This is a genomic window from Glutamicibacter arilaitensis, from assembly GCF_044793945.1.
GTDB lineage: Bacteria > Actinomycetota > Actinomycetes > Actinomycetales > Micrococcaceae > Glutamicibacter > Glutamicibacter arilaitensis_B.
The window spans coordinates 1,867,109-1,887,550 of record NZ_CP084994.1 but is presented as its reverse complement, the minus strand read 5'-3'; the positions used below and the strand labels follow the sequence as shown (position 1 = coordinate 1,887,550).

Here is a 20,442-nt window from a genome sequence, read left to right as displayed (position 1 = left end):
TTGTCAATCTGATTCTATCGAGGATCTAGCGACGTTTAGGACAACCCGCCCTAAAAATCCAACTATTGGTCAATCGTTAGGAAACCGTAATCTTCGCTGGTTAGAAAATCGATGAGCTCCTCGACTTTTCCCAGCAGCTGCGGTTCGAGCTGTGAGTAGTGGTCAACCCGGGATAGGATGCGCTGCCAACCCAGCCCGATATCCTCGGCCGTTGAGTGCGGCCAGCCGAATGCACGTAATATTCCGGTTTTCCAGTCGGTTCCACGAGGAATTACCGGCCATCTCTCGATATTAAGTGCTGCCGGTTTCACCGCCTGCCACACATCGACATACGGGTGACCCAGAATCAGGACATGATTCGCCGCACCTGGTACCGCCATCGCTTCCTTCACGATACGTTCTTCCTTGGTGCCCGCAATCAGGTGGTCAACCAGGATTCCTAAGCGGCGCTCTGGCGAGGGGTTGAATGCTCGAATAGCTCCGGCTAGGTCATCCACGCCATGCAGAGGCTCAACTACGATGCCTTCAACGCGCAGGTCATGGCCCCATACTTTCTCTACCAGTTCAGCATCGTGCTTGCCCTCTACCCAGATGCGGCTGGCGCGTGCCGTGCGGGCCTTCAAATCGGTGACCGCACGGGATCCGGAAGCAGAAACCATGTTCTTTGGCGGGGCCACCCGAGACTGCGGCTCAATAATCTCCACCGGCTCACCTTCGAGCAGGAATCCGAACCCGGCCTGGAACGAGCGCGTTTTTCCGCGTCGGTCCTCTAATACGATCACCCGCATTCCACCGGATTTTTCGGTTCGCACCACTTCGCCGACCCAACCGCTGTCCACATCTTCGAGTAAAAGGCCGATGGCTATCGGAACTTGGCGCAGTTTTTTAGGTGCCGGTGCACTGAGGTCTTGGGCTCCCCAGGAGTAATTGGTCACGTACTGCCTTTCGCTGTGATCGAATACGCTCGAAATCCAATGCTAGCAACCGATGAAGGTATTAGACTTGGCACTTGATAGGTTAGAGTGCCAAATCCTTGAGGGAATTCTAGGAGGTGTTGACATGAGCGAGTTTCGACGTCTAGACGTTTTGCGCGCCATCGTGGAGGACTATGTCCAGTCACATGAACCGGTAGGTTCCAAGGCCTTGCTTGATCGGCATAACCTTGGAGTTTCGGCTGCCACGATTCGCAACGATATGGCGCTGCTGGAAGAAGAGGGGCTCATCGTTGCCCCGCATACCTCCTCGGGACGAATTCCCACGGAAAAAGGCTACCGCCGATTTGTTGACCAGATTGGCGAGCTTAAGCCGCTATCGCGTGCCGAGCGTGAGGCCATCAACAAAATCTTGGATAATTCCCAAGATCTAGACGAGGTCTTACATAGCACCGTGCGTTTGCTGGCACGCCTAACAAACCAAGTGGCGTTGATCCAGGTACCGCACTATGACACCGCTTCGTTGAGGAACCTCGATCTAGTCGGACTTGGCCCAACCCAGGTATTGATGGTCATGATTGCCTCGAACGGGACCGTGGACCAGCGGATGATCGCCACCTCGAGGGAGTACGCAGACGACGAACTGCAAAGCATGAAGCAAAGCGTGCTCAAGGCGTTCGGCGGTCGGCAGCTGGCTGATCTTGTGGGATCGCTAGCCACGGATTCAATTCCCGCCCAGCTGCTAGAAGATACGCTGTTTATCACGGTGCTCAATTTGTTGCAGGAGATGGCGCGTGCAGCAAACACACAGCGTATCGTGATGGCGGGGACCGGGAACCTTGCCCGTTCGGTGGGAGATTTCCCGCTGACGCTCACCCCGGTACTCGACGCACTTGAGGAACAGGTGGTGTTGCTGAAGCTGTTCTCGGAACTGGAAGCAGACTCTCGGGGTGTGGCAGTAGCCATCGGCACCGAGCACCACTATGGGCAGCTTTCCGATGCGACGGTCATCGCGACGACCTATGGCTCAGATGCCAGGAACAAGCTTGGAGTGCTGGGCCCGACGCGGATGAATTATCCAACCTCCATGGCTTCGGTGCGGGCGGTTGCTCGTTACCTGTCAAAGATTTTGACGAACTAGTTTCGTCAGCAACAACGTTTTATATTTTTACGAAAGGACACGGCGAATATCGTGAGCTCGCATTACGAGACGCTGGGTGTTGCTAAGGATGCGACCCCGCAGGAAATCAAGAGCGCCTACCGCAAACTGGCGCGTAAGCTGCACCCCGATGTAAACCCCAGCGAAGGGGCGGCCGAGCAGTTTAAGCTCGTTACACGCGCCTATGAGGTCCTTTCCGACGAGAAGAAGCGCGCCAACTTCGATGCCACTGGTGACCTAAACGGCAACGGCCAGCAGGGCTTCGGTGGCGGTGGGCAGAACTTCGGTGGCTTCGGCGATATCTTCGAACAGTTCTTCGGCGGCGGACAGGCTCAGGGGCCTGCCTCGCGCACGCAAGCTGGTCGAGACGCGTTGATCACCATCACCATCGATTTGGAAGACGCTGTCAAGGGCACCGTATACCCGCTGGAGATGGAAACGGCCGTCACCTGCCGAGTCTGTGAAGGCTCTTGCTGCCGACCTGGCACCAGCCCGGTCACCTGTGAGACCTGCCGCGGTGCGGGCCAGATCCAGCGTCCGGTGCGTTCGTTCCTCGGCCAGATGATGACCGTGGAGACCTGCCCGGCTTGCCGCGGCTTCGGTACGACCATTCCGGATCCTTGCAATGAATGCAACGGCGAGGGGCGCGTGCGCGAGCACGTCTCGAAGTCGCTGAACATTCCGGCCGGTGTCGATTCCGGTACCCGCATTCAGCTACGCGGACAGGGCGAAGCCGGTCCCGGTGGTGGACCCAACGGCAACCTCTTCGTCGAAATCGACGTACGCCGTCATAAGGTGTTCGAACGCGCGCAGACCGATTTGCACGCCAAGATGACCATTCCAATGACCGGCGCCGCCCTCGGCTGCGAGTTGAAGCTGGAAACCTTCGATGGCGAACAGCAGATCACCGTGGAATCAGGGGCTCAGGACGGCGATACGATCACTCTGCCAGGGCTGGGTGTGCCGCGCCTGCGTGGCGGCAAGCGTGGCGACATCGTTGTTCACCTGCAGGTGGAGACTCCGACGAAGCTGGACGCCGCACAGCGCGATCTGCTCGAGCAGTTGGCTGCTTTGCGTGGTGAAGAGATGACCGCTGGACGTGTTGAACAGTCCGGTGGCATGTTCTCGCGGCTGCGAGACAAGTTGAACCAGCGTTAACCATGAGCAATCACAGCTTTGTGATCGATGCTCAGCAGGCCGCTGAAGCCCAGGTGGGGGACACCTTGGACCTCACCGGGCCCGAGGCGCACCACGCGGTCGCGGTCAAGCGTGTGGCGCCTGGCGAAGAACTGGACTTGCTCGACGGCAGGGGTCTGCGGTTGTGCGTTAAGGTCAGCGCCGCGACCAAGGATCTGCTCAGCGTGACCGTCGTGGCGCGGATCGAAGAAGCGCCGCCAGCTCACCCAATCGGCCTGGTGCAAGCACTGGCCAAGGGCGACCGAGATCTGCAAGCCGTGGAATCGGCGGTAGAACTGGGAATATTCACGGTGCGCCCGTGGCAAGCCGATCGATCGATCGTGCGCTGGAATGGGCCGAAGACCGCGAAAGCCCTAGCTAAATGGCGTTCGCAGGTGCGCTCGGCGCAAAAGCAGTCACGCCGTGCCTTCGAACCTGAGGTCTTGGAACCGGTCGGGTCCAAGGCACTGGCCGCACTGATCGGGGACCTTACATCCAAGGGCGAACTGGTTCTGATCCTGCATGAAACCGCCGAATGCTCGGTGGCCGAAGAAACCCGGTCATGGCTCGAGTCGGCTCCCGCACATGCCGGGGTGACGTTGGTGGTGGGTCCCGAAGGAGGCATCAGCGACGCCGAACTGGATCAGTTCCTCAGCGCTGGTGCCAAAGCCGCACTCTTAGGCGAGCACGTGTTGCGCGCTTCGACTGCTGGACCGGCAGCCCTCGTCCTGGTGCGTCATCTGCTCGGAGAGCTGTAAGGGCCGCAAGCTCCAGTACCTGAAAAGTTCCGCAGACCGAGAGTCTGCGGAACTTTTTAATTGGCACTGAATTTCAAAACTTATTTGATGGAGAACTCGCTGGATACCGGGGCGATCTTATCCTCGGATCCGGATTCTTTGCCCCAGAAAGTCAGTTTGTAGGAACCTACGCTGAGCTGTTTATCGAACTCGAAGGAGCCATCGCTACTGACCGTATCTGCCGGGATACGGTCATCGGCGGTCAGCACAGTGAGCTTCCCCGACTTGTCCTTGCTCTCCAAGCTGTAATAGATGCCATCGGTGAAGTTCGAGGCGCGGCCGGTGAAGTGAACCTGACCGGCTTTAAAAGTCGAACCGTGCTGAGGATCGATAATCCAAATTGGAGCCATGAAACTGGCGTCGCGTTCATAGGAGTCTGCCAGGCGCAAGTCGCCGAAGACCGTAGCGTTGGCCCGGCCATCAACCAGAATTCTCACCTTAGGTGGCAGTGCGCCAACGAAGAGGCCTGCATTTGATGCGGCGGCAGAGGCAGTGAACACCAACTGCTGAATCGTACGTTCGGAAAGTCCCTGGTCAAGTTTTGCACTGAAGACCTTCTCCGGCAGATCCAGAGTGATCACATTGTCTTGGTTCATGGAAACGCCAATTTCGCTGGTCGGCTTTAGATGCGTGTACCACACAGAGTTTGCCGGCTTCTCGTTCAACAAGTAGGAAATCGAATCGCCGATAGGTTCGCCCGTGGCGTTTTTAGTGGCGTACTCGCGGTAGAGGAAAACGCCCTGATCCATATTTTCTAGCCAGTAGATCGGGAGCCTGTCGATCGATGAATGGTGCTCGACCGAATCGTTAGCAGGAGGCAAGCCCATGGTGGCGGCAGCCGAACTGATCGGCATTTCGTGAGATTCTTCGCGCGTGGCGATACCGCAGCCAGCTGCTACGACGAGAGTTAAACAGACCCCAACGACGGTAGCCCGTTTTGAGATCAACCCCGTTATTCTACCCCGCACTACTTGCCAATCCGTTGATTAATCATTTGACGCCTGCCTGCTAAGCCATCGCAGGCGCTCAAATAGTTTGGCACATGAAGATGACTGAGAAGGCTAAAAACGAGCTAATCGAAGCATTCGTAACCAAATCTATACCTTCGCCACCTCAGATACTTTAGAATCGCTTCAGATTCTTTGTGCTGAAGCTACCCGCGAAAATATCCCCTTAGCGTGCTGAACTAGATAGACTGTAAGGGTACAAGAATGAAAATCGATGCCAAGCTCAATAAAGGGGCACTAAGCACTGCATGCAGGTTGAACAGAACAAGATGCCGGTCGAGTCCGGTCCCGCGTCACTGACGATCACCTTCGAGACTCCCGAACTCATGGTTGCCACGCTGGGTCCAAGCGACGAATTGTTGCGCATTCTGACTGGCGCTTACCCGCTGGTGCAGTTCCGCCCCAATGGCGCCTCCTTGACTTTGGTCGGCGAGCCCGTCCAAGTGCGCAAAGCTCAGCGCGTCACCGAAGAAGCCCGTGCCCTTGCCAGCCGGGGATCCCGGATGAGTGCAGACACCATTGAGCAGATCATCAAGATGCTTTCTGCCGGCGGTGCCGATGCGCCCAACGACGTCCTTGGGTTGAAAATCCTTTCCGGTCGGGGACGCGCTATTCGGCCGAAAACACTGAATCAGAAAAGCTATGTCGACGCCATCGAAGACAACACGGTGACCTTCGGTGTAGGGCCTGCGGGTACCGGAAAGACCTTCTTGGCTATGGCCATGGCTGTGGCAGCTTTGCAGGCGAAGCAGGTCAGCCGCATCATCTTGACTCGTCCCGCCGTAGAGGCTGGCGAAAAACTAGGATTTCTGCCCGGAAGCCTCACGGAGAAAATCGACCCGTACCTGCGCCCGCTTTACGATGCGCTGCACGAAATGATCGACCCGGAAACCATTCCACGGTTAATGGAGGCAGGGACCATCGAAGTCGCTCCCTTGGCATACATGCGCGGGCGCACGCTCAATGATGCGTTCGTGATTCTTGACGAAGCGCAGAATACCACCAGCGAGCAAATGAAAATGTTCCTCACGCGTTTGGGCTTCGGATCCAAGATGGTCATCACCGGAGATGTGACTCAGGTAGACCTGCCCGGAAACTCAGTTTCCGGACTGCGCATGGTCATCGACGTATTGGCAGGTATCGACGATATCGCCCTGTGCCGCCTGGACGCCGGCGACGTGGTGCGGCACCGCCTCATTGCAGACATTGTCACGGCGTACGACCGCTGGGACACCCAACAGCATAAAGTACATTCGCGGGGACGGCAGAAGTAAATGAGCATTGAAGTCAACAACGAAACAGACTATGAAGTGGATCTGCAAGATGTGCAGAAACTCGCCGATTCGATCACTCAGGCGATGTTCATCCATCCGGAAACGGAAGTCTCCGTCGTCTTTATCGATGAAGAGGCCATGAGCGAACTGCACGTGGAATGGATGGATCTTGAAGGTCCCACCGATGTGATGAGCTTCCCGATGGACGAGCTGCGTCCTGGTTCGGAGAAGGCCCCTTCGGAAAGCGGAATCCTTGGAGATATCGTGATCTGCCCAACCGTAGCCGAAGCCCAGGCCAAGGCCGGGGGACACCCTGTCCATGACGAGATCCTGTTGCTCACCACCCATGGCATGCTGCATCTAATGGGCTTCGACCACGAAGATCCTGCAGAAAAAGCTGAAATGTTCACACTGCAGCGACGACTGCTAGAGAGTTACACCGGCCGCCCGGCGCCGAAGGAAACGGTGGAATAACCGGTGGGCATAGTCCTATTAATCGTGGCATTGGCTTTCATGGCTAGTGCCGCAATTCTCACCGCCGCAGATTCAGCCTTTTACGCCTTGTCCCGCAATGCAGCCGAACGATTGCGCCTTGAGTCGAATTCCAAGGCGATAAGTCACATTCTGGACGACAGCGAATCACATGCCCAGGCAATACGATTCTGGCGTATCTGGTTCGAAACGGCCTCTGCGGTGGCCGTCGCTCTGCTGGTGGCCCGCTGGATCGATAACATCTGGATGGTCGGGTTGGTGGCGACCATGGTCATGGCAGCCCTCGGGTTCGTCCTAGTGAGTGTGTCCCCACGGCGTTATGGCCGGTCCAATGCGCGCAACGTGGTGCGCGCAACCGCACCGATGGTACGCCTCCTGCGTGTACTGCTTGGCCCGATTACTAATTGGCTGGCGAGCATTGGCACCGCGATGAGCCCCGGTCCCGGCAATGACGAAGACGGCTACCTAGGCAAGGAACGCCTGCGCGACATTGTGGATCGTGCCAGCGAAGGAGAAGACCTGGACGAAGAATCCGCGGAATTGATCTCTTCGGTGATGGATCTGGAAGAGACCAATGTCCGAGCGGTGATGGTGCCACGAACCGACATGGTAGTGCTCACCCGAGAGCATACGATCAACGGTGCACTGGAACTGTTCATGGCTTCGGGTTATTCGCGGATCCCGCTGATTGGCGAAGACACCGATGACATCCAGGGCATCATTTACCTCAAGGATGTGATCTCCGAGATCCACGGCCTGCAGCAGGCGGAGCGACTCGAAGATCTCTCCCGTCCGGTGCGTTTCGTCCCTGAATCGAAGAACGCCGCAGAACTCTTGCAGGAGCTGCAGCAAGAAGCCATTCACCTAGCCGTGGTCATCGACGAATACGGCGGCACCGCCGGCCTGATCACCCTGGAAGATCTGCTTGAGGAGATCGTCGGAGAAATTGACGACGAGTATGACCGTTCACGCACCGAGCTGATTGAAAACCCCGACGGCTCGCTCTTCGCGATGGCCTCGGTATCCATCGATGACGTCGCAGATCATTTTGATGTGTTCATCGATGATGAAGATGTAGACACTGTCGGCGGTCTGCTATCCAAAGTGTTGGAATCCGTGCCCGTGCTCGGTTCCACTGCCGATGTCTACGGTCTGCGCCTGACCGTGGTGGCCCTGGCGGGCCGCCGCAACCGCATCGGCAAAATCCATGTAGAGCGTCTGGAAACGGACGCATCCGATCATATAGAGAACGACGAGGAATCCTCAGATGAGCGATAAAGACAAGCTGTTGGCCACCAGTGGCTGGCCCGAAAACTACCGTTCCGGTTTCACCTCCTTCGTGGGGCGCCCAAATGCTGGCAAATCCACGCTGACCAACGCGCTGGTAGGCCAGAAGGTGGCCATTACCTCGGCCAAGCCGCAGACCACCCGACACACCATCCGCGGGATCGTGCACCGCGATGATGCGCAGCTGATCTTGGTCGACACTCCTGGACTGCACCGCCCGCGCACCCTCTTGGGACAGCGGCTGAACGACCTAGTCGCGCAGACCCTCTCCGAGGTGGATGCGATTGGTTTCTGCTTGCCTGCCAATGAGAAGATCGGGCCCGGCGACCGTTTCATCGCCTCCCAGTTGGCCCAGCTGCAGCGCAAACCGATTATCGCACTGGTCACCAAGGCCGATCTGGTGGATCGCGAGCAGCTCGCGGCACAACTCATGTCTGTCGCCGAACTGGGCGTGGAACAGTTTGGTGAAGAGGGCTTTGCAGCCATCATCCCGGTTTCCGCAGTCAAGGAGTTCCAGGTTGCAGAGGTCGCGAATGTGCTCGTGAAGCACCTGCCCAAGGGCCCACCGCTCTACCCGGACGGCGAGCTGACCGACGAGCCAGAGATGAAGATGGTCGCCGAACTGATCCGTGAGGCAGCCCTTGAGGGTGTGCACGACGAGCTGCCGCACTCCTTGGCCGTGGTGGTCGAAGAGATGATCCCACGCGAGGGACGCAGCGAAGACAAGCAGTTAATTGACATTCACGTCTCATTGTTTGTTGAGCGTTCCAGCCAAAAGGCCATCATCATCGGCAAGGGCGGATCACGCTTGCGCGAAGTAGGATCCAACGCCCGTCAGGGCATCGAGAAGCTGCTGGGAACCAAGGTCTTCTTGGACCTTCATGTGAAGGTTGCCAAGGACTGGCAGCGTGACCCGAAGCAGCTCGGACGCTTGGGCTTCTAAGCTCCTTCTGGCATAGCCTTCATGACCCCGGATCACCTCACCTCGAGGCGACCCGGGGTCAGGTTTTTAACTGCCACCGGATGGCGGCTACCTCGAGAAAACACCATGGCCTGACTGAGGCTCTTGCGCAGGCGTGCAGCGAACTGGATGCACGGAATCGCGTTACCAAGTATTAACCCCACTTGCCCAGCGGAAAAGTGCGTCGGGAATGGAGCCAGTGCGGCTTCATAATTAGGCGATAACGCAACGGCACGGGAATTAACCGAGGAAGGGAGGTTACTCGATGGTAATGTCCAGATAATAATTCGCGCGGCAATAGATAGGGAACGCACATGGACGGCACCAACCCGGGTCACACCCCGGACCCAGTGGATATGAACAACTGGCGGCTTCCCGAGAACCTGCGCTGGTCCTTCCAACATATGGCCGACTTCTTGCCCACGGCGCTGATTTCCCGGGGTGAAGGTCCGGTGGCGCCGCTTCCAGCGGCACACCGTGACCTGGATTCGGTGAGGCTGGCCCCGGCATTCGCCGGAGAAGCGCCGCTGAGCGTGGGCTCGGTGATGGGCGCGACCGAAACCGACGGGTGGATGTTCATGCACCGCGGAACGGTGCTGACCGAGCAGTACTTCGGCCAGATGACGGCCGGCACCCCGCACCTGCTGATGTCCATGAGCAAGTCGCTAATCGGCGCGGTGGCCGGAGCGCTGATCGATTCCGGGGTGCTTGACTCCGACGCGCGGTTGACCGATTACCTGCCGGAGGTCGCCGAGAATGGCTATGCCGGGGCCAGGGTGCGCCAGTTGCTGGATATGCGTTCCGGCATCGATTTCTCCGAGAACTATCTGGACCCGAGCGCCGGGGTGCGGATGCTGGGGCAAGCCATTGGCTGGTCTGCCCACAAAGCCCCAGGCCCCACCGGCATGTACCCGTACTTGCGCACCCTGGTGCGCAAGACCGCCCACGGCGGGGTCTTCGAGTACCGCTCTTGCGAGACCGACATGCTCGGCTGGATCTGTGAGTCCGCTTCCAAGAAGCCCATGGCTACGTTATTGAGCGAGCTCGTATGGGGCAAGCTCGGCGCCGAGTCGGATGCCACCATCGGCGTCGACCAGTTCGGCACCGGAATATTCGATGGTGGGATCAACGCCACGATGCGCGATATGGCCCGGTTCGGCTCGCTCTTCTTGAACGACGGCCTCTCGCCGAGCGGCGAACAGGTTCTCTCGAAAGAATGGATCGCCCAAACGCTGGCCGGCGCCCCGGATTCCCGCGATGCCTTTGCCGACGGCCCGGTGGACAACCTCATGCCCGGCGGGATGTACCGGAACCAGATGTGGTTCCCGTACCCCGGTGACAATGTGATGCTCTGCCTGGGCATCCACGGGCAGATGGTCTACATCAATCGGCCCGCTGAGGTGGTGGCGGTGAAGCTGTCCAGCTGGCCGACCCCGCAGGGCCCTGCCAAGCTCTCCCGCACGCTGCGCGCATTCGACGCCATCTCCGCGGCACTGTTGGTGGAGGTCAACACCGCACCATCTGCCTCGGCGGCACCCGCCGGCGGCTAGCTGGCGATTTGCCGCCTGGGATCCGGGATCCCAGGTTGGCGAGCGATTCGGCGGAGATTTCTCCGTGCCAGAGTGCAGCACTCGTGCACGGATCGGGCAGCTGGTCGAAGGTTGTCATCAGCCAAAGTCAAGCGCACGGACTGTTGCCGGCCCGCTGTCTTGGAACTGCATGCGCGCCCCGGAACCTAGTAGAAGAAAATCGGCAGCCAATCACGGTTGTGCGCGTGCACCAGCACGAGGAACAGCACGAAGTCGAAGATCAAATGCACCGAGACGACGTAGGTCAACGACTTGGTCAGCTTGAAGGTGTAGCCCTGCAGCAGGGCGAAGGGGAACGTCAGGAGTGGGCCCCAGGCTTGGTAGCCGATCTCCCAGAGAAATGACGAGAAGATCACTGCCTGCAGAATATTGGCGAGCCAATCAGGGAAATGACGTCGCAGCAGCGTGAAGGTGGTGCAGATGAAGAACAGCTCATCCCAGATGCCAACGGCGTTCACTCCGAGGAAGAGCCGCCAGAAGATGGTGGGATCCGAGGCGTCCGGCCAGTTTTGGAAGACCCCCGTGCTGATCAGGTACACCGGCAAGATGAGGAAGCCCAGCGCTACCACGCCGAGCAGATACAGTTTGGCGACCAACGGCCATTTACGTCCGGTGTTCACCGGAAATTTGATGATCTCCTCGCGGTAGGCAAACCGCGAGACCAGCCAGGGCACCAGCACGGCCAATCCAAGCGCACCACCCATCTGGAGCATGTGCCCGATGCTCAAATCGGCATTGAGCGGAACGAAGCTGATGATCGCCAGTCCCGCCGCGATGAGTCCCAGGTGGCGGGCGAGCTGGCGATCGATGAATGCTGCCGTGAGCACGCTGAGCACGAGCGTAGTGTAGCCCGCCGGGTCATTGGCTACGGCGAAGAGCAGCACGCCGGACATCGAGAGCAGTACCGCCGGCAGCAGTTTCCAGCTGAGCGCGGTGCGGGGCAGATCATCCAGGGTGAGCATCACACCACCAGCATGCCACCTCCGCCCGCGGCGCAAAAGGGGTCAGTGCAGCAGCGTGCCGAGCGAGGCGACGAATCCGCCGAGCAGAAAAGCGCCGATGCCGATGGCCAGCTGCCGGTTATCCATGCCCGCGCCTTCGCCCAGCGCCTTGTGGGTCACCGCATGTCCCTTGCCGCGGCGCAGCTGGGCCCGGTTCACCGGCCAAGCGACGAAGAAGGCGACCGTCAGGGCAAGGGCCATGGCAACCCAGAAAACGGGGTTGAGGACCCCGGAATCCATGGCTCCGGGAATGAGCAGCATGACGAGGTTGTCCACGACCTCCATCGTCACGATGGACAGGGTGTCGGCGGCGAGCACCAGGCCCAGGGCGGCGGACAGGGCGATGCCGCCGCGCACCAGCGGAATGGCCGACAGCGCATAACCGAAGAGGAAAGCCAAAGAGACCGACAGTGCTACCGTCGGCAGATTCGCCCACCCCGCCGCGGTGCCTACCAGGAGCCCGATGATTTCCCCGATCGCGCAACCGGTCAGGCAGTGCAGCGTTGCGCCCACCGCCATCGACGACATGTCATGCCCGTCGTGCTCACCGCTCGTATCGTGTTCCATGGATTCCTCCCGGATTGCGTCCTCGATGCTGCCCAATTGCGGTACTGCAGCATCATACCGCCGGTGTCCAAGCCGGCTACGTTGATGCTTTTTCGCCAGGTGCTCGTCCACTGTGCGGGGGATAGTCCCGGGCGAACCTCTGCAATGTGCCTGCGCTATTTCGCGACGCGCTTGAGGATTTGCTTGGCCACCAAATTATCTGCCCCGGGCAGGTGGGTTAATCGCACGATCCAGCGGCGCACCAGCAGCTGCAGCTTGTTTTTGGGCAGGAAGGTATTCGCCGCACGCCGCCCGGAGGCTTGTGCGGTGGCCAGAACCGGACGCATTTTCCGTTCATAGTCGGCTAGTGCGCCCGGCAGCTGAGCCGGCGCGGTGACCGTGGCCAAGCTATCGCCCAGGGCCGCGGCGCCGGCGATGGCCATGGAGCCGCCCTGCCCGGCAAGCAGCGATACCGCGGCGGCCGCGTCCCCGAGCAGCACCACCGGTCCGCGGTGCCAGCCGGTCATGATCACCTGGGCTACGGCATCATCGTAGGGTCGCTCTGGGCATAGCTGAAGCAACCGATCAACCCTCGCATCAACTCCCGCGAAGGCTTTGCGCAACCGCTGCCGGGGATCGTCGGTAAGCTCCTCGGCTGGCTGTCTATAGACCAGGAATGCGGCAACTTCGGTGGAACGCAGACCATAGATCCCGGCGGTGCGATCGACCGTATCGCTGAGCACCAAACGGTTCTTGAACTCCCGATTCAGCTGTGGCTCTTCAACGATGAAGGCGGCCGCCCGCATCCCCAAGGGCCGCAGGTAGTCTTCCTCGGGCCCGAAGACCGCGGCCCGGACCATTGAATGGATCCCGTCGGCACCTACCAAGAGGTCCCCGGATTCCGGACGCTCTTGGCCCGCTAGCTGCACTTGTACTCCGGCGTCCACCGTTTTGACCCGTTCAATTTCTGCGCCGTAGCGAATGCTCACTCGGCCCGTGGGAACATCCTGCAAGGCTTTGAGTGCGGCCATTTCCAGATCCGGGCGTAGTAACGTGAGCACCCGTCCGCCTGCCAGCTCAGAGAATTTCTGATAGTCCAGACTCGCGGTGCGCCGGCCTTTCGCATCAACGTATTCAGCGGCCAACACCTGGTAGGCAACCTCTGCCAGATAGGGGTAGAGCCCGATGCGTTCGGAGGCTCGCAGGCCAGGGCCGAAGAAGTCCATCATGTAGCCGTCGGGGCGCGGCTCCTTAGAGCGTTCAAGCACCAGTACCTGCCAGCCGGACAGACCAAGCTGGCGCGCCGCGACAAGGCCGGCAATTCCTGCGCCGATGATGATCGCCTTCATTTGTTTCCTTCCGCAGTTCAGTCGCCTAGTTCGGCGTGCAACTTGGTTTGAAGTCCTATTGTTCGCGCGCTTCGGCGGGGTTGTCCATGGCTGCCGAATGGATCCGCACCGTCTGATGTCCACTATTTGACACAATTGAGTAGCAAATCCCGTCGCAGTTCAAAGCGGTGTTATGCTCAAAAAGTGCATTTCGAGCTTCTACTTCTAATCTGCCGCTGCGAGGATCCAAGAGACCGTTAGTGGTCTATTCGGCCGACCTTCTCGCCGCGGAGTAGCTCTTGTCTGGCCCCACACAACTAAGCACCAACATTGTCTAGGGGATAACCGAAATGCAGAACATGCAAAAATCTTCGAACATGCCAGTCCACAAGTATGTTCCTTTCCAGGACCAGATCGAAGTCAACCTTCCCGATCGCACCTGGCCAGATAAGTACATCACCAAGGCTCCGCGCTGGTGCGCGGTTGACCTGCGAGATGGAAACCAGGCACTTATTGACCCGATGAGCCCCGAACGCAAGCACAAGATGTTTGACCTGCTGGTGCAGATGGGCTTCAAGGAAATTGAGGTCGGCTTCCCTTCGGCCTCGCAGACGGACTTCGATTTCGTCCGCCAGCTCATCGAACGTGGCATCCCGGACGACGTCACCATCCAGGTGCTGACCCAGTCCCGCGAGCACCTGATCGAGCGGACTTACGAGTCGCTCGAGGGTGCCAAGCAGGCCATCGTCCACCTGTACAACTCCACCTCGATCCTGCAGCGCGAAGTCGTCTTCCGCCAGGATGAGGACGGCATCGTAGACATCGCGGTGCAAGGCGCCCGGCTGTGCAAGAAATACGAAGAGCAGCTGGCCGGCACCAAAATCACCTACGAGTACTCCCCGGAGTCCTACACCGGCACCGAGTTGGCCTTCGCCAAGCGGATCTCCGAGGCCGTCGCCGAGGTGCTGGAGGCAACTCCGGAAAACAAGATGATCCTGAACCTGCCGGCCACCGTCGAAATGGCCACCCCGAACGTCTATGCCGACTCCATCGAGTGGATGCACCGCAACCTGGCAAACCGCGATTCGATCATTCTGTCCCTGCACCCGCACAACGACCGCGGCACCGGCGTAGCCGCAGCCGAGCTGGGATACCTGGCCGGCGCGGACCGCATCGAGGGCTGCCTCTTCGGCAACGGCGAGCGTACCGGCAACGTCGACCTGGTGACCTTGGGCATGAACATGTTCGGTCAGGGCATCGATCCGCAAATCGATTTCTCCGATATGGACCACATCCGCCGCACCGTGGAGTACTGCAACCAGCTGCCGGTCCCAGAGCGCAGCCCCTACGGTGGCGACCTGGTCTTCACCGCCTTCTCCGGCTCCCACCAGGACGCCATCAAGAAGGGCCTGGAAGCCATGGAGGTCAAGGCCTCGGCTGCCGGCAAGGAACTGAACGATATGGTTTGGGCGGTTCCGTACCTGCCGATCGACCCGAAGGATATCGGCCGCTCCTACGAAGCGGTAATCCGCGTGAACTCGCAGTCAGGCAAGGGCGGCGTGGCCTACCTGCTGAAGAACGACTACAACCTGGATCTGCCACGCCGTGCGCAGATCGAATTCTCCGGGGTCATCCAGAAGAAGACCGAAACCGAAGGCGGCGAGGTCTCCTCGTCCACCATCTGGAACGTCTTCCAGGATGAATACCTGCCGGTCAGCGAGGACTCCGAGTTGAACGCCTGGGGCCACTACGAGATCGCCTCGGCGACCGCGGCCTCCGCCGAAGACGGAAGCTTCCAGCTGGACGTCAAGCTGATCGTCGACGGTGTGGCTCACGAACGTAGCGCCCAGGGCAACGGTCCACTTTCGGCCCTGGTGAAGCTGCTCAACGACGACGGAGTAGACCTGCGAGTGCTGGACTACACCGAACACGCGATGAGCGAAGGCGGCAACGCCCGCGCCGCAGCATTCGTCGAATGCGCCGTGGGAGATCGCATCCTATGGGGAATCGGCCTGGACACGAACACTAATATCGCCGCGCTGAAGGCAGTAATTTCAGCCGTGAACCGAGCAATTCGCGACGCCGCCTAATCGCTCGAGGATACTGACTCCACGGTGCGCAACTTCGGTTGTGCACCGTGGCGTTTTTAGTCTTGCGCAGTTGAGGTGGGAGAATTGAGGATGTGTCACGTTCCGGATTCGCCTCGCGCAGCTACCGCACCCGCGGTCTGGTGTTGCGCACCCATAAACTCGGCGAAGCCGACCGGATCATCACGCTGATCACCCCCAAAGGTTTGGTTCGCGCGGTCGCCAAAGGGGTACGGCGCACCTCCTCGCGTCTTGGAGCAACCCTCGAGCCGTTTATGGAGGTCGATGCGCTGATCGTGATGGGACGAAATCTTGATGTAGTCTCTCAGGCTCAGCTTCGACACCCCTATGGCCAGCAGCTGGTTACCGATTATTCGACTTACACGGTGGCCACCGCCATGGTCGAGATTGCCGAGAGGCTGCTGGAAGCCGATGCCGATTCGACCAATCAGCAGTATCTGTTATTGCACGGCGCTATCGCGTTGCTCTCCAAACATCGGGTTGACGCGGGAGCCGTGCTGGATTCCTATATCCTTCGCGCCCTGTCCATTGCCGGCTGGGCCCCATCTTTTACCGATTGCGCGCGATGCGGAACGACGGGACCGCATGAAGCGCTGAACGTGCATCTCGGCGGGGTCGTCTGCGCCGCATGTAGGCCAGCCGGATCGCTTGCCCCTCATCCGATCACCATTGGATACTTGCAAGCTTTGCTGACCGGGGACTGGGACACGATATCCCAGGCCGGGCCTCGAGCAAGAAGTCAGGCAGCGGATATCGTTGCCAAATACCTGCAATGGCACCTGGAACGTGCCGTGAAGTCATTAGGACACGTGGAGAGAACATGAGCAAGCTGCGCCCCATCACCGGCCGTCCAGGTCCGGTCAAACCATATCCGCACCCAGCTAACCCGGTGATGCCTAGCATCCCGGCAGCGTTGGTCCCCGAGCATATTGCGATCGTCATGGACGGTAACGGCCGTTGGGCGAATCAGCGTGGGCTGCCACGGACCGAAGGACACAGGGCCGGCGAGGCCGCGTTACTCGATGTCATGGCTGGCGCGGTGGAGATGGGTATCAAGCACGTTTCCGTCTATGCGTTCTCCACTGAAAATTGGAAGCGCAGTCCGGAGGAGGTTCGCTTCCTCATGGGTTTCTCCCGCGACGTGCTTCGCCGCCAGCGCGATACCTTGAACTCTTGGGGCGTAAGAATCCGTTGGTCTGGGCGTGAACCGCGCCTGTGGAAATCGGTGGTCAACGAGCTTCGCGCGGCCGAGGAGCTGACCCAAGACAATCTCGGTTGCCAGCTGACCATGTGCGTGAATTACGGCGGCCGCGCCGAAATTGGTGACGCGGTGGCCGCGATTGCAAAAGACGTGGCAGTCGGAAAGCTGAAAGCTTCAGCAGTGGGCGAGAAAACCCTCGGTAAATACCTGTACGCCCCGGAGCTTCCGGACGTTGACCTGTTCCTGCGCACCAGTGGCGAGCAGCGCACAAGCAACTTCCTGTTGTGGCAGTCGGCCTACGCGGAAATGGTTTTCCTCAATCAGCTTTGGCCAGACGTGGACCGCAGGACGTTATTCACCGCCGTCGAGCAATATGCGCAACGCGATCGACGCTACGGCGGGGCAGTGGATAAGCCGACAAGCTAGCGGCGCAATTGGAACATCCGCAGCCACAAAGCTAGATCCTGGTAGGCGGCGGCCCTGGCAGGTTCGGCCGAGGTGAATACGTCGTGCATCGCGCCGTGCACTTGTGCGAGCGTCACGAAACTTCCCAGCTTCAAGGCACGCAATCGGATCTGGTGTATGTCAATCACCGAGTCGGTGCTCTGCATTACCGGCGAATAACTGGTGCTGAAATGCGAAGCATCTGAACTGATGACAAAAATAGGTTGCGTCAGGTTCAAGCCCTTGGCGACAGTGGCATGACCGTCGAGAATGGTTTTCATCCAAGCGGTAGTTGGTTGGAACGCCAGACGAGGACGCCAAATTCGATGGATGTCCCACGCGCCGACCCCTTGATCGCTCAATGAGTTCCAATAGTGGTCAAACTCCGGCAGTGCCAATTTACGCCGGCCATTGGTGCGGCCGATCGCTTCGAGGATGCCATGCATCGGAACGCGCAAAAATGCGGTCCCTTGAAATTCGAGCCACGGCGCGTTGAGCACCAATGCCTGAATGCGAGGGGCTGTACGTGCAACCCACAAGCTAAGGATCAGGCCTCCCTGCGAGTGCCCCTGCCCGATGATCGGCAGGTCAGGATGGGCCGCGCCGAGCATCTCCATGGCGGCGACCAGTTCCTCGTCATAAACGGCGAGGTCATCGACGTAGCCCGGTATTTCGTGTTCGGCGCGAAGGCTGCGCCCGTAGCGTCGCAAGTCCAAAGCGTAGAAGTGGTACCCCTGCTGGTTCCAGAACTGCGCAAGCTCCCTGTTGAAGAAGTAGTCGCTCCATCCATGCACGCTGAGCACCACGCCGGTGTACCTTCGGAGTAAACGATTACGCCAACCTGTCGGCTTGTAGCGCACGAGTGTGCCCACGGCTGGTCCCTCTGCATCGATACCGAAGTCCAAGGTCGTGTACTCGAAGCCATCGCCTAGGGGATCAGGCACCCATTCGCCTGGTTTGGTTGTGGTCGTGAAGTCCGGCCACTGCCCGCTAGGTACATTCGATGACACCTTCATATGTTGAAGCATACCGACCGCAAGTTGTCGGAATCGGGAACTTCACGAGAAACTAGTATCCATGCGCATTTATCCTTTGGTCTTCAAACACGTTTTCACCAAGATGGATCCTGAAAAGGCCCATTACTTCGCCTTTGACGCCATCAAGTTCATGCAACGCGTGGGATTGACCAAGGCAGTTCGAAAGTTTTTTGCCCCGGATCCTAGGCTCCGTCGAACCGTGATGGGTATAGATTTCCCTTCGCCTTTCGGCCTGGCCGCCGGATTCGATAAGGGTGCCACCGGTATTTTGGCGCTGAGCGACATCGGCTTCGGCCATGTTGAGATCGGTACCGTTACCGGCCAGGCGCAGCCCGGGAACCCTTTGCCACGGCTTTTCCGACTCGTCGATGATCGCGCCGTGATTAACCGCATGGGCTTCAACAACGAGGGCGCCGAGGTCGTCGCGGCCAGAGTTGCCTCCGCTCGTCAACAGCTCAAGTCCGATTATGCGGGCACTCGCCCGGTCATTGGGGTGAACATCGGCAAGACCAAGTTGGTGGAGCTCGACGACGCGGTGAGCGATTACCTTCAGTCCACCCGCCAGCTGGCCAACCATGCGGACTACTTGGTGGTCAATGTCTCCAGCCCAAATACTCCGGGCCTGCGTCTATTGCAAAGCGTTGAGTCGCTGCGACCACTTCTCAGCGAAGTCGGGAATTTGGCCGATCAAGTCGCCGGTCGTCATATCCCACTACTGGTTAAGATTGCCCCGGACTTGAGCAATGAAGACGTCGCCGATGTCGCGAAGTTGGCAACCGAGCTGAACTTGGATGGCATTATTGCTACCAACACCACTATCAGCCGCGAAGACTTGTCCAGCGATGCCACAAAGGTCGAAGAAATTGGTGCCGGCGGATTATCCGGCGCACCGTTGAAAGAACGCTCGCTGGAAGTGCTTCGCCAGCTACGCGAATTGGTTCCAGCTGGGATGGCTATCATTTCTGTCGGCGGTGTGGAGAACGCCGATGACGTCGACGCTCGGCTAACCGCCGGAGCCGACCTCGTACAGGGGTATACAGCTTTCCTGTATGAAGGTCCGTTCTGGGCACGTGCTATCAACCGCGAATTAGCTAGCCGCCGCTAATCTGTAGCCGATGGATCGCGGTGAAGCTCCCGAAACATAGTTTCGGGAGCTTCACCGTCTCTGGCCACCATTTCATCATGGCGAACTGCCTATCACTGGGGGAGAGGCCTGCCGCCCCAAAGGGCGTCTTGCCTCTGCGTAGCTTTCAATACCACAATTAAACGTTGTGGATTCTTGCAAAAGCTAGTAAACGCGTTTACAAGGGTAAACGCGACCGATCTGCGGCAGCTCAGGCGTCTAATAATTATAAGCTTGTAAATCAATCCACAAGCTTTCTGACTTGTGCATGGTTTCGCTTGCTGCGGGGTTGACTGACATAAAAGAAGGGCGGATTCCATACGGAATCCGCCCTTGAAGATTTGGACAATGAAACTAGTCGATGTCGGCTCCGCGCTTGATTTGCGGCTTCGGCAGACGTAGCTTGCGGAACTGCATGCCGCGCATAGCCGCGTACATGCGGATGCCTCGATCCATGGAGCCGAACTTAGCTACCAAGCGGCGCTTGAGCAGCACCGTAGTGACGATCAATTCGATGATCACCAAAGCGATGACAACCCACAGTGCACCCTGTACGTACATCTGAACGGAGAGGTTCTGGCTGAAGGTCAACGACAAGATAAGGAATGCGAAGATTACGAACATCATGAATTCACTGAACATCCAGCGCGAGTCGATGAAGTTACGGGCATAGCGCTTCTGCGGCCCCTTGTCGCGAGGCATTAGATAGCGTTCGTCGCCGGTCTCATTGGCGATGCGCAAGCGATTCTGAGCTTCGATGCGTCGCTGACGGTCGGCCTCCTTCGCTGCCTTGCGATCGGTAGGCACTAAAGGGCGCTGGCGGCTAGCCTGCTGCGCGCTGCGCTTAGGGGTCGGGCCAGTCTTGCGGCCGTCAGTTGAATCGGGAGCCAGTGCAGTCGGCTCTTCATTTGCGGGGGATTGAGAGTCATTTTTTTTACGTCCAAACACGCCCCTATCCTACCGGTTTGTTTGCGGCACAG

At 58.9% G+C, this 20,442-nt stretch carries 19 protein-coding genes; 12 read left to right on the top strand and 7 right to left on the bottom strand.

Going from position 1 to position 20,442, the window contains the following annotated elements; translation table 11 throughout:
• Positions 1–62 precede the first annotated feature (62 nt).
• Positions 63–935, bottom strand: coding sequence for a DUF3097 domain-containing protein (locus LG294_RS08695; RefSeq protein WP_404291434.1), 873 nt, complete (start codon positions 933–935; stop codon positions 63–65).
• 124 nt (positions 936–1,059) lie between these two features.
• Here LG294_RS08695 and hrcA point away from each other — a divergent pair, with 124 nt between their 5' ends.
• Genes hrcA through LG294_RS08680 form a run of 3 tightly spaced genes read left to right on the top strand, consistent with a single transcriptional unit; the run spans position 1,060 to position 4,025 of the window.
• On the top strand, positions 1,060–2,073 hold the full coding sequence (gene hrcA / locus LG294_RS08690) for a heat-inducible transcriptional repressor HrcA (protein WP_404291432.1): 1,014 nt from the start codon (positions 1,060–1,062) through the stop codon (positions 2,071–2,073).
• A 51-nt stretch (positions 2,074–2,124) separates the two neighbouring features.
• On the top strand, positions 2,125–3,249 hold the full coding sequence (dnaJ, locus tag LG294_RS08685; RefSeq protein ID WP_404291430.1) for a molecular chaperone DnaJ: 1,125 nt from the start codon (positions 2,125–2,127) through the stop codon (positions 3,247–3,249).
• Positions 3,250–3,251: 2 nt separating this feature from the next.
• Complete coding sequence (locus LG294_RS08680) at positions 3,252–4,025, top strand: 16S rRNA (uracil(1498)-N(3))-methyltransferase (protein WP_404291428.1); 774 nt, start codon at positions 3,252–3,254, stop codon at positions 4,023–4,025.
• 80 nt (positions 4,026–4,105) lie between these two features.
• Here the strand turns inward: LG294_RS08680 and LG294_RS08675 are convergent, their stop codons facing one another.
• Positions 4,106–4,918, bottom strand: a complete 813-nt coding sequence (locus LG294_RS08675) for a GerMN domain-containing protein (RefSeq protein ID WP_404291426.1) — start codon at positions 4,916–4,918, stop codon at positions 4,106–4,108.
• Positions 4,919–5,319: 401 nt separating this feature from the next.
• Here LG294_RS08675 and LG294_RS08670 point away from each other — a divergent pair, with 401 nt between their 5' ends.
• From LG294_RS08670 to LG294_RS08650, 5 genes are all read left to right on the top strand, one after another.
• Positions 5,320–6,345, top strand: coding sequence for a PhoH family protein (locus tag LG294_RS08670; protein WP_404291424.1), 1,026 nt, complete (start codon positions 5,320–5,322; stop codon positions 6,343–6,345).
• Entirely contained in the window at positions 6,346–6,819 is a 474-nt protein-coding gene (ybeY, locus tag LG294_RS08665) for an rRNA maturation RNase YbeY (protein WP_404291422.1), read from the top strand.
• Between the two features lie 39 nt (positions 6,820–6,858).
• The gene (locus LG294_RS08660) at positions 6,859–8,115 is read left to right on the top strand and encodes a hemolysin family protein (protein WP_404291420.1); all 1,257 of its coding nucleotides are present in this window, start codon (positions 6,859–6,861) and stop codon (positions 8,113–8,115) included.
• On the top strand, positions 8,105–9,067 hold the full coding sequence (gene era / locus LG294_RS08655) for a GTPase Era (protein ID WP_404291418.1): 963 nt from the start codon (positions 8,105–8,107) through the stop codon (positions 9,065–9,067). Before LG294_RS08660 ends, era begins: the two co-directional genes overlap by 11 nt.
• 332 nt (positions 9,068–9,399) lie before the next feature.
• The gene (locus LG294_RS08650; protein WP_404291416.1) at positions 9,400–10,635 is read left to right on the top strand and encodes a serine hydrolase domain-containing protein; all 1,236 of its coding nucleotides are present in this window, start codon (positions 9,400–9,402) and stop codon (positions 10,633–10,635) included.
• Between the two features lie 185 nt (positions 10,636–10,820).
• On the opposite strand, the gene LG294_RS08645 is transcribed toward LG294_RS08650, so the two are convergent.
• The 3 genes from LG294_RS08645 to LG294_RS08635 form a co-directional block, all read right to left on the bottom strand.
• A complete protein-coding gene (locus LG294_RS08645; protein WP_404291710.1) occupies positions 10,821–11,636 on the bottom strand; it encodes a type II CAAX prenyl endopeptidase Rce1 family protein in 816 nt (271 codons plus the stop codon).
• A gap of 42 nt (positions 11,637–11,678) precedes the next feature.
• Positions 11,679–12,242 carry a DUF4396 domain-containing protein gene (locus LG294_RS08640; RefSeq protein ID WP_404291414.1) on the bottom strand — a complete coding sequence of 188 codons (564 nt, stop codon included), beginning with the start codon at positions 12,240–12,242 and terminating at the stop codon, positions 11,679–11,681.
• A gap of 155 nt (positions 12,243–12,397) precedes the next feature.
• Positions 12,398–13,570, bottom strand: coding sequence for an FAD-dependent oxidoreductase (locus tag LG294_RS08635; protein ID WP_404291412.1), 1,173 nt, complete (start codon positions 13,568–13,570; stop codon positions 12,398–12,400).
• Positions 13,571–13,899: 329 nt separating this feature from the next.
• Here LG294_RS08635 and leuA point away from each other — a divergent pair, with 329 nt between their 5' ends.
• The 3 genes from leuA (at position 13,900) to LG294_RS08620 (ending at position 17,284) form a co-directional block, all read left to right on the top strand.
• Positions 13,900–15,639 (top strand): 2-isopropylmalate synthase, encoded by a 1,740-nt coding sequence (gene leuA, locus LG294_RS08630; protein WP_404291410.1) that lies wholly within the window; start codon positions 13,900–13,902, stop codon positions 15,637–15,639.
• A 92-nt stretch (positions 15,640–15,731) separates the two neighbouring features.
• Positions 15,732–16,481 (top strand): DNA repair protein RecO, encoded by a 750-nt coding sequence (recO, locus tag LG294_RS08625; protein ID WP_404291408.1) that lies wholly within the window; start codon positions 15,732–15,734, stop codon positions 16,479–16,481.
• Positions 16,478–17,284 (top strand): isoprenyl transferase, encoded by an 807-nt coding sequence (locus LG294_RS08620; protein WP_404291406.1) that lies wholly within the window; start codon positions 16,478–16,480, stop codon positions 17,282–17,284. Before recO ends, LG294_RS08620 begins: the two co-directional genes overlap by 4 nt.
• Here the strand turns inward: LG294_RS08620 and LG294_RS08615 are convergent.
• Positions 17,281–18,318 carry an alpha/beta hydrolase gene (locus tag LG294_RS08615; protein WP_404291404.1) on the bottom strand — a complete coding sequence of 346 codons (1,038 nt, stop codon included), beginning with the start codon at positions 18,316–18,318 and terminating at the stop codon, positions 17,281–17,283. The two genes, LG294_RS08620 and LG294_RS08615, sit on opposite strands and share 4 nt — an antisense overlap.
• Positions 18,319–18,379: 61 nt before the next feature.
• Here LG294_RS08615 and LG294_RS08610 point away from each other — a divergent pair, with 61 nt between their 5' ends.
• Positions 18,380–19,444, top strand: a complete 1,065-nt coding sequence (locus LG294_RS08610) for a quinone-dependent dihydroorotate dehydrogenase (RefSeq protein WP_404291402.1) — start codon at positions 18,380–18,382, stop codon at positions 19,442–19,444.
• 372 nt (positions 19,445–19,816) lie between these two features.
• Here the strand turns inward: LG294_RS08610 and LG294_RS08605 are convergent, their stop codons facing one another.
• On the bottom strand, positions 19,817–20,410 hold the full coding sequence (locus LG294_RS08605) for a DUF3043 domain-containing protein (protein WP_404291400.1): 594 nt from the start codon (positions 20,408–20,410) through the stop codon (positions 19,817–19,819).
• Positions 20,411–20,442: the final 32 nt, after the last annotated feature.